A 13,864-nucleotide genomic window follows, 5' to 3' on the forward strand; every position below is an offset into this window, starting at 1 on the left:
CTAGACAAAGCAGGAATGACTCAAAGTATGTCTAGAGTATCTCGATGTATAGATAATGGTCCAATGGAAGCATTTTGGGGGATGTTAAAATCAGAAATGTATTACCTAAAAAAATTTAATTCTTATGAAGAGTTAGAATCTGCAGTTATTGATTATATAGAGTATTACAACAATCACCGTTATCAGAAGAGACTTAATTGTATGACACCAATAGAATACCGAAACCATATTTTAAAACAAGCATCATAAAAAAATGACATCAACCATAATTAAATGATTGATGTCATAGTGATTTTTATTTTTTCCACTGTCTACTTGACAGGGGCATGTTCATAGTAAAGTTTGTCTATTTTTTTTAGAATTTCTAATTATTTCTTCATTTGATAATTCTAATTTCATTACTCTTTTATCTAAACTGTCCACTTTACTTTCTAATCTATCAAATCTTTTATTAATATCATCACTCATTCTATTAATTCTTTCATTCATTTTGCTAATATCTTCATTCATTTTGCTAATATCATTATTCATTTTCTGCAGTAATTCAAAAATCTTTTCTTCCATTTTTACCCTCCGTAAAAATATTTTCACTTCATTATACCATAGTTTGTACTTGTATTACATAGCACATTAAATGTAAAATTGAATTAGAAGGGAGATGATATATTGGACAATGTAATAAGAACATTGTTTTTTACAGATGTTCATGTAAGCGGAAGAAATCCCAGGGCTAGAAAAGATAATTTCTTAAATACAGTTTTAGATAAATTAAATCAAGTAGTAGATTTATCAATTCAAAAGAACTGCGATTTTGTATTATTCGGTGGAGATTTATTTGACAGTCCTAATGTTTCTAATGCAGTTGCAGGAAAAATTGCTGAGATATTTAAAAAATTCAATAGAATTATAGGTATTGCTGGAAATCACGACTTATTTGGAAACAACATAGATAATATAAAGTCCACTCAATTAGGACTATTTGAAAAAGCAGGTCTTATAGAACTTTTATTCAGAGGAAAAAAAACTATCATATGCAAAAACGACTTAAAAGTGCAAATAACTGCTACTCCATCTCATTTCGGAATAGATGAAGAAGATATTGAACAAGACTACGTTGTAAGCGAAGTAGACAAAGATGTAGACAAATCCATTCACATAATCCATGGCATGCTAATGGAAAAAGAAATAAATCCTCACATGAAAGTAGTTACAATAGATAGAATTTGCCACACAAAAGCTGACCTAACACTTTCAGGTCACTATCACAGAGGATTTAGCCCTGTAAATGTAGATGGAAAGTACTTTGCAAATCCAGGTTCGCTATCCAGAGTATCAGCAGATATAAATGAAATCAATAGAAAAGTCGGAGTACTGTATATAGAAATATCTAAAAATAACATCAAACTAGAATTTATTCCTCTAAGACAAAAAAAAGGAGAAGATGTACTCGACAGATCTCATATAGAAAAAAATCTATTCAGAGAAATAAAAGTAGAAGAATTTATGAGAGAAATAAAAGTAGCATCTACAATACAGTCGACAGATATTAAAAACATAGTCAGAAAAATAGCAAGTAATAAAGAACTCGATAAAAGTGTCATAGATTACGCTTTAACTAAATTATCTCTAGCTGAAGAAAATCTAAGAGAAATAGGTGATTAGATGAAATACATAAAAGAGATAAATATAAAAAACTTTCAAAGCCATAAAGAAACCAATTTAAAATTTGTAAATGGACTTAATACTATAATAGGAGAATCTGATAAAGGCAAATCTGCAATAATCAGAGCTATAAGGTGGGTTATTCTAAACGAACCACAAGGAAATGGAATGGTAAGACAGGGTACTAACGAATGTAGTGTTACAATAACTTTAAATGACAATACAAAAATAACGAGAATTAAAAAATTGAGCGGAAAAAAGAAAATAACATCTAAAAACATATATATAATACAATACCCAGATGGAAGTGTTTCAGAAAATGAAAACTTCGGAGTAGATTCCCTTCAAGAAGTACTAAATGCTTGTGGAATGAAAATTTTAAAAATAGATAAAGACCTAACAGAAATTCCGAACTTCCTATTTCAACTCGAAGCCCCATTTTTAATATCATCAAACGGTTCTGCTCGTTCTAAAACAATAGGAAAACTCATAAATGCAAATCTATTCGATTCTGCTATAAGAGATATAAAAAACGATATTTTAGACATAGGAAGAAAATTAAAAGAAAAATCAAATGAATACGAAACATTAAACGAACAACTTAAAAAATATGACGATATTGAAGAAGAAGAAAAAAAATTAAACGAAATAGAAAAACTGATAAATTTATATGAAAACACAGAAAAAAATATAGAAAATCTAAAAAAATACATATATTCCTTTAATCACATAAAAAACGAAAAATTAAAATGCAAAAATACAATAGATTCCCTAATTAATATAGAAAAAATTGAACTATATATGAAAAACTTAGAGTTAAAATACAGAGAAAGCAGAGATTTAAACAGAATAAATATAAACTTGAACAATATCTTTGAAAACAAACGAGAATTAAAAAATGCAATAGATAAGCTCAAAAATATATATGAAGTTGAAAACATATATAAAAATTTAAACAACAATATTGATATTTTAGATAAAATATTAAATTTAAAAAATAAAATCGATAATTTAAACAGACAAAAAATACTATTAAACAAGACAATTGATAATCTCAAAAATATTGATAACACAAGTAATTTATATGTAGAACTTGAAAATACAAATAAAAAAATAGATGTATTAACCAAATTAAACAAAGAAATAAATTTGATTAACAGAGAAAAAAATAAACTAAAAAAACATATTACAAGTTTACCAGATTTTAATGTTTTGAATGAACTTTACAACAAATACATAGATATAAAATCTAAAATAGAAAAACTAAATGAAATTAATAAAAATTACAAAGATACTACCGAGAGAATATCAAAAGGTAAAAACTACATAGAAAAAGTAAATAACGAACTAAAATCACACATCAAAGATTACTCTCAAATGCTTAAAAACATGGGTAAATGCCCTACTTGTTTTGCTGATATAGATAATAAAACAGTAGAAAATATAATTTCAAATTTATAAATTTAAAGGAGGATTCTAACATGAACGAAAAACAACTTCAAGAACTCAAAGAAAAAATAGAAAAAGGTAAAATGACTAAATACAAAGCCGAAACTAGATTAGAAGAACTTGAAAAACAAGAAAAAATTTTAAAGGAAGAAATAATAAATCTCGGTTACGATCCCGAAAAATTAGATGAAATAATACAAAAACTCGAAAGCGAAAAACAAGATTTAATAAACAAAATAAATGAAATGCTTCCAGATAACATACCTTCTATTTAGGAGCTGATAATATGAATGAAATTAAAAGTAGATATGCATCTTTTAGAGATTACATAGTGTATAAAAAAACAATTAAAAATAAAATAGAAGAAGATATAAAAAAATTAAAAGAAGAAATAGATAATTTAAAAATCCAAGAAGATACATTTACAAAAGCCAAAATACTTCTTGAAGAAAGCTCTGCATATGCTCGTGAACAGATAAAGTACCAATTTGAAATTATGGTAACTAAAGCATTGCAATTTATAACAGGTGAAAATATAGAATTTAAAATCGAATTTGAACAAAAAAGAGGTCGCCCAGAAGCTTCATTTTATGTAATAACAAAACTAGATGATGAAAGCGAAGTAAAAAACAGTCCTGAAGAAAGCCGTGGCGGAGGAATTATAGATATTATTTCTCTAACTCTCAAATACTGTATGCTTCAAACTCACAATCCACCTATCGAAGGTCCATTTATACTAGATGAGCCTGCAAAACACGTTTCCGAACAATACATAGTCAATGTAGGCAACTTTTTAAAAGAAATAAATTCTACATTCAACAGGCAAATAATAATGGTAACACACAATACTCACCTATCAGAAATATCAGATAAAAGATATGTAGTTTCTATGGAAAACGGAATATCTATCACCAAAGAATATGATATAGAACAAAATTAACCCTGCAATTCTTTGCAGGGTTATTTAACCTTTTTAAGATTTCTCTTTATCTCTATTATTTGATTATCGCTATGTGCCATTTTCATAGTCAAACTATTTACATTTATCTTAACATATTCTATTTCATTAGCAATTTCTTCTAATTTGATTTTAGATTCTTCTTTAAATACTGTTAAATCAGCAACTTGTTCATATACTGAATTTAATGTTTTATGCATTACCTTTTGATTTTCTTTCATTTCTTTAATTTCGCTTTTCATTCCATTAATTTCAGTTTTCATTCCATTAATTTCGCTTTTTATTTCTCTTAACATTTCAAATATTTTTTCTTCCATAGCTGTCACTCCTTAACCAATTATATTTAAATTTTAGCATAACACGATAAAATTTAAAATAATTGTTTTTATCCACATACTTATTCACATTATCCACATTTAATTTCTCCAAATTTTCGTCACCATAACTGTCATATCGTCTTGAGGATTTCCATCTACGAGTTTTAATGCTTCATCCAATATTATTTTTGATATTTCCGCTGGATTTGTTTTGTCAATTTTTTCAATTACTGTATAAAGCCAATTTTCTCCAAGTTGTTTATCTTTTCCTGCATCTACTATTCCATCTGATACCATTATAATAAAATCTCCTTCTTTTACCCTTCTATTATCCCTGTCTATTTTTATTTCTGATATTATCCCAACAGGGAGCGATGAAGATGATATTACTTCAACTCCTCCTTTTGCCCTTTTTATAAAAGAAGGGCAAGCTCCCATTTTTACACTTTCAACAGACCCGTCTTTTAAGTCTATTATACTCAAATCCACAGTGGAAAATATTTCATCAGATGATTTTAAAATCAACATATTATTTATAGTATCTATGCTTATTTCTTCATTTATTTTAGATTCCATCATTTTTTCCAGTATTTCTATTGTAAGTGATGATTCTTCAAATGCCTTTTCACCTTTTCCCATTCCATCGCTCAAAGCGACCATGTACTTTCCATCCCAAATTTCCATATACGTATAGTTATCTCCCGAAACTATATTTCCATCTTTAGACAGAGAAGATACATGAGTTCCTGCAACATATTCTTGTGAATTTACAAGTCTTATACTACACCTATCACTTATAGATCTGCACCCCACTTTATATGAAGATAATCTCCTTCCTACTGCTCTTGAAACTGCAGGAATCAATTTTTCTTCGCATAAACTTCCTCCATAGCACGCATTTTTTTCTATATTTATTTCAAAGTTATCGCCTTCTCTTCTCAAAAAACATATTTTATCTACTTTTATATTTTCTTTGTCAAGTTCTACAATTATGTTGTTTTCCATTTCCAAATCAAAATTAATTTCTTCATTGAGTTCTTCTGCCACTTCTCCTATTGAATTAGATATCGATTTAATTTGATTTGATACGAGCTTTCTAGTTTCAGATAATTTTTTATTCCATCTATAATCGAGCATAAACAAATCAAAATAGTGATTTACAGATTTTATAACTTCACGTTCATTTATACAACATCTTTTAAAGTCCTTCGGCACTAAACTTTCGTCTATTCTGCCTTCTTCCTCTAGTATATTTAACATCTTAACGAACAAATTATATGTATGATTAAATTTTGATTCCCAACAGCTTTTTTTCATACAACACTTTGAACAAACATCAGAATTTATCATATCTATTACGCTAGCCACATCTCTTTGATCTAGTATTTTATCTTTTTCTCTCACCTTCTCAAATGTAGTAGCTATTTCAAAATATGCACTTTGAATATCTCTTAATCTACAATTGATAATCTCCTTTACTCTATCTATATAATTTAAAGCCGATTCTTCATTACCTAAAATGCCTTTTGTAAATCTCTCTAAATACTTTAATTTTTCTTCTGATATTAATAAAAATACTAGTGATGCTATAAAAACTTCTCTTAAAGATAATACAAGTTCATAACTTCCTCTCGTGTATATTATGACTATACTCCACCCTATTATAAATCCAATTAGAGTAACAAATTTATTTACTTTATTAAAAAGCCCCCCTAAAAGTCCAGAAAATCCATATATTCCTATATATATAGGAGAAGATGCTGTATCCATAGTTGTTATAAGTCCTATTGTTATTCCAATTGTAGCTCCAAGAGCAGCTCCACCTTTATATGAAATCATTATTATTATCAATAGTGATAATACATTTTTTAATGATATTTCAAATAAATTCACATTAGAAACTCCCATAATACAAAGTCCTATTATTATAGAGAGTGCTATTATTTCTTCATTTGAAATTGCCCTTCTCATAGATCTTTTTAGAATAAGTGGTATTCCAAATGAATATATATATACCAATACAAACACAGCAATACCCTCAAATAAAGATATTAAAATGTCGTATGTATATATTCCCTTTACAAAAGCACCCATTATCCCAGTAAATGTACTTATTATAAATCCTATTGTTGCTATTTTTATAATGCTATCTTCTTCTTTTGATATAATAGGTGAGATTAAATGTACAATTACAAGTGTTATTATGTACCTTAAAGCATCGCTTCCTTCATGGCTTAAAATTATTCCCAATGCTATTGAAAAAAACACAGGTATTTTATATTTTTTATGTTTGCACATGTATATAAAATACGATATTCCAAAAGGTCCTAGATTATCTATTATAATAGCTCGTCCAAGTAAAAAACCAAGCACACATAAAAACAACAGTGTATTGTCAATATTTATACCTTTAGATACATCTTTTATATATCTTCTTCTATACGCAGATATATGAATTCTTTGCATAAAAAAACCTCCCCTCCCATTTCACTTTATTTTAACAAATGGAAGGAAAGGTTTTTGTCATAATCGGTAACACAATTTTTAAAAGTTTAAGACATTATTTTTAGCTTTTGACAAATTAGTCCTTCTAAATTATCAAATTCGCTAATAATTATATCTTCAACTTTAAGTTCTTTTATTATTATATTTAATATTTTAGCACCAGCAGTTATTATATCTGCTCTTTTTGGCTGAAGCCCTTTTATTTTTTTCTTTTCTTCTACATTTAATTTTTTTAGATTTTGAAGAATATCATCGATTTTTTTGCTAGACAGCGAGCTATTGTGTATTTTATCCATAGAATAAACTTCTAAACCCTGTGATATAGCTGACAAGGAAGTTATAGTACCTCCAATACCTACAGCTCTCTTTATGTTGAATTTTTTTATATTGTCTAAAGTAATTTTAATCGTATCATTTATGTACTTTTCAAGTTCTCTAAATTCACAGTCATCTACGGGATCGCTTTTTAAAAATTTCTCAGTCATTCTAAGCGCTCCAACATTTTCACTTTGTAAAAATTTTATCCCTTCTTTTTTGTTTCCAACTATAAATTCAGTAGAACCGCCACCTATATCTAATACCAAAATATCTCCTTCTTCATCAATTCCCTGAAGAACTCCTAAAAAACCCAAATTAGCTTCATCATCTCCACTTATTATCTCTACATTAATTCCCGTTTTTAAATACGCTTCTCTCAAAAATTCATCTTTATTCTTGCTATCTCTAAGAGCTGAAGTCCCCATGGCAAATACAAATTCACAGTTTCCATTTTCGGCTATTTTCGCAAATTCATCCAAAGCATTTACATTCCTTTTTATCGCTTCTTTTGATATAAATCCTCGTTTATCAACATCTTGACCTATTCTTGTCGTATTTATATATTTTTGTCTATTAAAAAATTTTCCATCTACATATTCTGTCATTAAAAGTCTCATAGAATTTGTTCCTATATCTATAGCTGCAACTTTCATCAAAATCCCTCTTTCTTATTTACATCAATATAAATCAACTCTCCCGGTTTTACCATTTTAAGTCTTTCTCTAGCTATTTTTTCTATGTACTCGTCTTTTTTATAATTTTTAATGTCTTCCTTTATCTTACTTATCTCGTCATCTTCTTTTTTGATTTTATCTTGTAATTTAACTATCTCTTTTTTATACTCTTTTATTAAAATGCCCTGATGTATAAAATTATATGTACCTGAAATTAATATAGACAATACAAATACAAAAAAAACAATACCGTATACATTTATCCTTTTCTTTTTCATATCATCACCTTTAAAAATTTAATTAGATATTCCCACAAGGGAATATCTAATTGCTTTTAATTCTTCTTTTTACAAATATATATAATATAATATCAAATATAAGGTGAATTGGATAGATTATAATGTAATATAAATTGATTAAAATACCTATAATTACAGCTACAAAATCGCAAAAAAATCTCAAAATATACTTGCTCACTGTATTAAAATATATAACTACTCCTATTATAAATCCCGTAAAATTATAATATCTGAGATCATAAGAGTTAGCTTGGTGAAGTATCAAAAAACTAATAAGTGTTATTACACACCAAAGCAAAATATCTTCTACACATCTTATTATCTTGTTCCCATTTAGATTACATCTTATACCTCTGTAAAAATCGTAAATTATACCCATTAATATTCCACCGTAGACAGTTACTAGGAGTATATATATCTCTTGGCTTGGATACATGACTATTTAAATAGCTTTTTAAAAAAGCCTTCTTCATCCTTTTTGGATACTTTTGAATAAGCAATAGAATTTATACTTCCTTTTACATTTATCATTCCATCATCTATACTCAGTTTCCCCATATCCAAATTTTCTCCCTCTATCACTATATCTCCTGAAACTGTCTTTAATTCTATCTTTGTATTATTAAAAGAGTAAATATGCTCAATACCTGATAAGCTAAGCTCTTCTCTATTTTTCATATTCAAAATATGCTCCATAAAAATCCCTCCATAGATTCTTCTATATATTAAATCTATGAAGGGATTTTTGATTTTATTCTAAAACTTCATACATTTGTTTTGCTTCATTTTTAAGTACATGTTCTTTAATTTCCAATACCTTATATTTATTTACCTTTTCTCCAAATTTAATCTCTATAACATCTCCTTCATTCACTTGTGAAGAAGATTTAGCTACTTTTCCATTTATACTTATTATTCCTTTATCACAAGCTTCTTTTGCAACTGTTCTTCTCTTTATAAGTCTAGATACTTTTAGATATTTATCAAGCCTCATCTGTTTCTCCTTTCAAAAAAAGTCCCTGTATTATTTTTATGCCTTAGCAATAAAATAATATGGGACTTTGTTGTATTTATTATTTATTACTTCTTATTTACCATTTCTTTTAAGCCTTTTCCAGCTTTAAACACTGGAGCTTTAGATGCAGGTATTTCAATTACTTGTTCTGGATTTCTTGGATTTCTACCTTGTCTTGCTGCTCTTTCTCTTGTTTCAAAAGTTCCAAAACCAACTAATTGAACTTTTTCTCCTTTTACTAATGCCTCTTCAACTGATTTCATAAATGCATTAAGAGCTGCCTCTGAATCCTTTTTAGTCAAACCACTGTATTCAGACATTTTAGCTACTAATTCAGCTTTATTCACAACAATTACCTCCTTATGTATTTTTATTATTTTATTTTAAGTAAAATAAAATCACTAATTGTAATTCTAGGTTTTTTAAAAAACTCCTTCTTTAAATATTAATTTATATTTTTTTTTGATTTATTCCACAAATCGTCCATCTCTTTTAAGGTCATTTGTTCAAGTTTTTTACCCATTTTCAATGCAGATTCTTCAATAAAATTAAATCTTTCAATGAATTTTTTAGTTGTCTTGTTTAAAGCCTGCTCTGGATCTACACCTAGAAATCTCGCAAGATTTACTACTGAAAACAGTAAATCTCCTAGTTCTTCCTCTATGTATTGTATATCGCCTTGTCCATGTGCGTCAATAACTTCTTTGTATTCTTCTTCAATTTTTTTGTATACATCATCTATATTGTCCCAGTCAAACCCAACAAGAGCAGCCTTTTTTTGAACCTTATTTGCCTTTATCAAAGATGGCAAATGATTTGGTATTCTCTTTAAACTCTCTGTTACAGTTTTTTCTCCTTTTTCTTCTTTTTTAAGTTCTTCCCACTTTTTACTAAATTCTTCTTCGGTAAATTTCTCCTCGCCAAATACATGAGGATGTCTATATGTCAACTTTTTACATATTTTTTCACTCACTTCTTTTAAATCAAAATACCCTTCTTCTTTTCCTATTTGAGAATGAAAAACAACTTGTAAAAGTATATCTCCTAATTCTTCCACAATACCTTCTAAATCGTCTTTTTCTATTGCATCTACGAGTTCATATGCTTCTTCTATTATATAAGGCTTTAAGCTTTCATGAGTTTGTTTTTTATCCCACGGACAACCATTTTCCCCTCTCAATTTTTCCATTATATTTTCAAGATCAGATACATCGTAATACTTTTTAGGTGCACTTGGAATATATATGCTAGTCAAATAATCGAATTTATCAATTCTATCAAGTTCATATAATTTTACCTCGTATTTTTCTTCAATATTTTTTATTCCAGCACCTTTTACTATATATACATATTGGTCATCGTTATAGTAATTCATGAGATTTAACTTTACTTCAGATGCTATAAATTTATCGTAAACCTGAGTTATTATAAGAGATGAACTTGTATCTATTTTTTTATCAAAGAGATCGAATGCATCTACTAATTTAAAACCATAAACCGGATCTATTCCCAAAAAGTCAAACATAGCATCTACAAAGCTCATAGAAGGAATTACATTTAATTTTATACCTTCTTCATCAGCGTACTTTTCTATTATCTGAACCGTACTTTCCGCAACCCTCGGATGTCCCGGAACTGCATACGTTATATCCTTTGTCTTAGCTTCATTTATTATAAATTCACTTATATTTTTATAAACTTTTTCAAAATCATCTTCTTGTTCATAAAAATAATCCAGTGCCTTAAATTCTATACCTTCATTTATCAAATCGTCTACTATTGGGTGTTTCTTTGTTCTAAAATATAAATTTTCTGCACATTTTAGGGCTTTATATGCCCCATGGCTTATCAAATCATAATCTCCTGGTCCAAGCCCTACTATAGTAATACTAGCCATATTATCACCTTCTATACGTTCAAGTATTCCCAATATTTCAATACTTATAACAATTTCATCTAAATTAATCTAATTTTTTTAAGTATTTTGCATATTTTTTGCCCTTTTGGCATCATCAGTATTTCTTCTTCTCTTATAGATTTTGTAATTAAAAGCAATACAAAATAAACTGCTCCTCCAATTAATATCGCAACAATACACGATATATTATTCCCAAAGTTAATAAATAACGCTTCATATGTAAGTATAACACATATACTCATTATAATCACTGAAATTAAAGGTTTTAATACAAAATTTTTAAATTCAAATTTAATATTCATATTTTTGTTTATATAATAAAAATTGAGCATTGTAGCTATTATATAAGCACTGACAGTTCCAATAGCTGCTCCCTTCACATTAAATTCAGGTAAAGCTGTCAATGTATAACTTATAATAACTTTAAAAATTGCCCCTATAAATAGATTTATCACTGGAATATACGCTTTTCCCATTCCTTGAAGTATTCCAGTCAATGTTTGAATTAAACTCAAAAATATTACTCCCATAGAAAGAAATAGTAGTATTTGCCCTACCGAACTAGATTCCTTTGGATAAAGCATTTGCATTATAGGAGTTGATAAACTGGCAAGCCCAAAGGAAGCTGGAAGTCCAATCAATAAAGCTACTCTTACTCCTGATTTTATATCTTTTTTTGCTTTTTGCATATTCCCTACTGCAAAAGAATTAGATATTACAGGAACTAAACTCATAGCAAGTGCCATTGTAAGAACTTGCGGAAGATTTATAAGAGTTGCAGCCATTCCAGTAAGCTGACCATATAAGCTATTTGCTTTTTCGTATGTAAATCCAGCGTATTGAAGTCTTCTCATAACTATAGCAGCATCAAGCATATTCATTATAGGCATAATAGCACTACCTATTGTTATAGGTACAGCTATTAACAACAATTTATTCACTATTTCTTTTACACTTTCTATATTAGTACTTACACTATTTTTTAGTTCTGTATTTATATTTTTTCTATTCTTTAAATAAACAAATACCATAAACAAACTTCCAAGAACTGCTCCTGCACTTGCTCCAAACGATGCTCCTGCTGAAGCGTATTCTTTCCCTTTAGGAAGCAATAAAAATGCCAAATAAATGCCAAGACATACTCTAAAAAACTGCTCTATTATTTGAGATACTGCGGTTGGAGTCATTTCCTGCCTTCCCTGAAAATATCCCCTAAAAGCTGCCATTATAGGAACAAATAAAAGTGCAGGTGAAATTGCCCTCATAGAGTAATAAGATTTTGGATTTTTTATGCTATTTACTATGTATTCTGCTCCAAAGAACAACACAGCAAAAGTAACTATTCCAGTGACAATAAGTGCTATAAATGATACTTTAAAAACTCTATGAGCTCCCCTAAAATCTCCCAATGCTATTTTTTCCGATACAAGCTTTGATATAGCTGCTGGAAAACCAGCTGAAGATATAGTGAGGAGCAAAACGTATATTGGATATGCACTTTGATAATATCCCATTCCTTCAGAGCCTATTATATTTCCAAGAGGTATTCTAAAAAATGCTCCTAATATTTTGACTATTATACCAGCTATACCTAGTATAAAAGCTCCTTTCAAGAAGGAATTTTTTTTCATCCTACACCCCCATATTTATCATTTACTTTTCAATTATATATATTAAAATAAATCCAAATTATGCGAACTAAATGTTAATATATCACATTTTTAGATTTATATCCATAAAAATAAAACAAAAATTTAATAAGACCCTCTTTTGGGGTCTTATTACTGAACTTGCTTTCCTAAAAATGAAGCAGCTACTTTTATCAGCTTTTCTTCAGTTTCAGTTATTTCACCTTCATCTTTAACTATAAAAATAACAGCTCCAACTGAATCTCCACTTTCACTTATTATAGGCATAATGACTTGTTTTTTGTATTCCGTTGGGTCATCTCTATAAATTGGAACTATCTTACTGTCTTTAACAAGAATAGATTCTCTATTTTCTATTAAATCTTCTAATTCTCTGCTTATACTTCTTTCCTTATATTCTTTTTTAGGGAGTTTTGACACTGCAATAACACTGTCCAAATCTGTAATTATAACTCCTATTCCTGTATGTTCTGATAGAGTTTCACTGTATTCTTGTGCAAAATCATTCAGTTCTCCTATTGGAGAGTATTTTTTCAAAATTACTTCTCCATCTTTTGCAGTAAATATTTCCAAAGGATCTCCTTCTCTTATTCTAAGAGTTCTTCTAATTTCTTTTGGTATTACTACTCTGCCTAGATCATCTATTCTTCTAACAATTCCTGTGGCTCTCATATTCATCCCTCCATATATAAGTCTAAATATATTTTTTACCAAAACTAAAAAAATATACTATCTTTTTTGTATAAAAAAAGCCCCACAATGTGGGATGAACATGCCCCTGTCAAGTAGACAGTGGAAAAAATAAAAATCACTATGACATCAATCATTTAATTATGGTTGATGTCATTTTTTTATGATGCTTGTTTTAAAATATGGTTTCGGTATTCTATTGGTGTCATACAATTAAGTCTCTTCTGATAACGGTGATTGTTGTAATACTCTATATAATCAATAACTGCAGATTCTAACTCTTCATAAGAATTAAATTTTTTTAGGTAATACATTTCTGATTTTAACATCCCCCAAAATGCTTCCATTGGACCATTATCTATACATCGAGATACTCTAGACATACTTTGAGTCATTCCTGCTTTGTCTAG

Annotated in this window: 18 protein-coding genes; 5 read left to right on the plus strand and 13 right to left on the minus strand. The window is 28.4% G+C overall.

Going from position 1 to position 13,864, the window contains the following annotated elements:
• A partial coding sequence (locus BUA19_RS10765) for an IS3 family transposase (protein ID WP_143145426.1) occupies nt 1-249 on the plus strand: 249 nt, incomplete at its 5' end.
• Between the two features lie 81 nt (nt 250-330).
• Here BUA19_RS10765 and BUA19_RS10770 read toward each other — a convergent pair.
• The gene (locus tag BUA19_RS10770; protein ID WP_072726409.1) at nt 331-564 is read right to left on the minus strand and encodes a hypothetical protein; all 234 of its coding nucleotides are present in this window, start codon (nt 562-564) and stop codon (nt 331-333) included.
• A 102-nt stretch (nt 565-666) separates the two neighbouring features.
• Between BUA19_RS10770 and BUA19_RS10775 the strand changes: the two genes are divergently transcribed.
• Genes BUA19_RS10775 through BUA19_RS10790 form a run of 4 tightly spaced genes read left to right on the plus strand, consistent with a single transcriptional unit; the run spans nt 667 to nt 4,051 of the window.
• On the plus strand, nt 667-1,662 hold the full coding sequence (locus BUA19_RS10775) for a metallophosphoesterase family protein (protein WP_178137496.1): 996 nt from the start codon (nt 667-669) through the stop codon (nt 1,660-1,662).
• Entirely contained in the window at nt 1,663-3,123 is a 1,461-nt protein-coding gene (locus BUA19_RS10780) for an AAA family ATPase (RefSeq protein ID WP_072726410.1), read from the plus strand.
• A 20-nt stretch (nt 3,124-3,143) separates the two neighbouring features.
• Nucleotides 3,144-3,386, plus strand: a complete 243-nt coding sequence (locus BUA19_RS10785) for a hypothetical protein (protein WP_072726412.1) — start codon at nt 3,144-3,146, stop codon at nt 3,384-3,386.
• 11 nt (nt 3,387-3,397) lie between these two features.
• Nucleotides 3,398-4,051 carry an OLD family protein gene (locus BUA19_RS10790; protein ID WP_072726414.1) on the plus strand — a complete coding sequence of 218 codons (654 nt, stop codon included), beginning with the start codon at nt 3,398-3,400 and terminating at the stop codon, nt 4,049-4,051.
• Nucleotides 4,052-4,071: 20 nt separating this feature from the next.
• On the opposite strand, the gene BUA19_RS10795 is transcribed toward BUA19_RS10790, so the two are convergent.
• The 12 genes from BUA19_RS10795 to BUA19_RS10850 form a co-directional block, all read right to left on the minus strand.
• Nucleotides 4,072-4,386 (minus strand): hypothetical protein, encoded by a 315-nt coding sequence (locus BUA19_RS10795; protein WP_072726416.1) that lies wholly within the window; start codon nt 4,384-4,386, stop codon nt 4,072-4,074.
• A gap of 99 nt (nt 4,387-4,485) precedes the next feature.
• Nucleotides 4,486-6,852, minus strand: coding sequence for a stage II sporulation protein E (gene spoIIE / locus BUA19_RS10800; RefSeq protein ID WP_072726417.1), 2,367 nt, complete (start codon nt 6,850-6,852; stop codon nt 4,486-4,488).
• A gap of 86 nt (nt 6,853-6,938) precedes the next feature.
• On the minus strand, nt 6,939-7,862 hold the full coding sequence (locus BUA19_RS10805) for a Ppx/GppA phosphatase family protein (RefSeq protein ID WP_072726419.1): 924 nt from the start codon (nt 7,860-7,862) through the stop codon (nt 6,939-6,941).
• Complete coding sequence (locus BUA19_RS10810; RefSeq protein ID WP_072726420.1) at nt 7,862-8,161, minus strand: FtsB family cell division protein; 300 nt, start codon at nt 8,159-8,161, stop codon at nt 7,862-7,864. Before BUA19_RS10810 ends, BUA19_RS10805 begins: the two co-directional genes overlap by 1 nt.
• Nucleotides 8,162-8,207: 46 nt before the next feature.
• Nucleotides 8,208-8,618, minus strand: coding sequence for a spore cortex biosynthesis protein YabQ (gene yabQ, locus BUA19_RS10815; protein ID WP_072726422.1), 411 nt, complete (start codon nt 8,616-8,618; stop codon nt 8,208-8,210).
• A gap of 2 nt (nt 8,619-8,620) precedes the next feature.
• Nucleotides 8,621-8,878 carry a sporulation protein YabP gene (gene yabP, locus BUA19_RS10820; RefSeq protein WP_072726425.1) on the minus strand — a complete coding sequence of 86 codons (258 nt, stop codon included), beginning with the start codon at nt 8,876-8,878 and terminating at the stop codon, nt 8,621-8,623.
• Between the two features lie 55 nt (nt 8,879-8,933).
• Complete coding sequence (locus tag BUA19_RS10825) at nt 8,934-9,176, minus strand: RNA-binding S4 domain-containing protein (protein WP_072726427.1); 243 nt, start codon at nt 9,174-9,176, stop codon at nt 8,934-8,936.
• A gap of 86 nt (nt 9,177-9,262) precedes the next feature.
• Entirely contained in the window at nt 9,263-9,544 is a 282-nt protein-coding gene (locus tag BUA19_RS10830) for an HU family DNA-binding protein (RefSeq protein ID WP_072726429.1), read from the minus strand.
• 98 nt (nt 9,545-9,642) lie between these two features.
• Nucleotides 9,643-11,094, minus strand: a complete 1,452-nt coding sequence (gene yabN / locus BUA19_RS10835) for a bifunctional methyltransferase/pyrophosphohydrolase YabN (protein WP_072726431.1) — start codon at nt 11,092-11,094, stop codon at nt 9,643-9,645.
• 59 nt (nt 11,095-11,153) lie between these two features.
• The gene (locus BUA19_RS10840; protein ID WP_072726432.1) at nt 11,154-12,746 is read right to left on the minus strand and encodes a putative polysaccharide biosynthesis protein; all 1,593 of its coding nucleotides are present in this window, start codon (nt 12,744-12,746) and stop codon (nt 11,154-11,156) included.
• Between the two features lie 150 nt (nt 12,747-12,896).
• Nucleotides 12,897-13,436, minus strand: coding sequence for a stage V sporulation protein T (spoVT, locus tag BUA19_RS10845; RefSeq protein ID WP_072726434.1), 540 nt, complete (start codon nt 13,434-13,436; stop codon nt 12,897-12,899).
• Nucleotides 13,437-13,615: 179 nt separating this feature from the next.
• A partial coding sequence (locus BUA19_RS10850) for an IS3 family transposase (RefSeq protein WP_143145426.1) occupies nt 13,616-13,864 on the minus strand: 249 nt, incomplete at its 5' end.

Source organism: Tepidibacter thalassicus DSM 15285 (assembly GCF_900129915.1).
In the GTDB taxonomy this organism is placed as follows: Bacteria; Bacillota; Clostridia; order Peptostreptococcales; family Peptostreptococcaceae; genus Tepidibacter; species Tepidibacter thalassicus.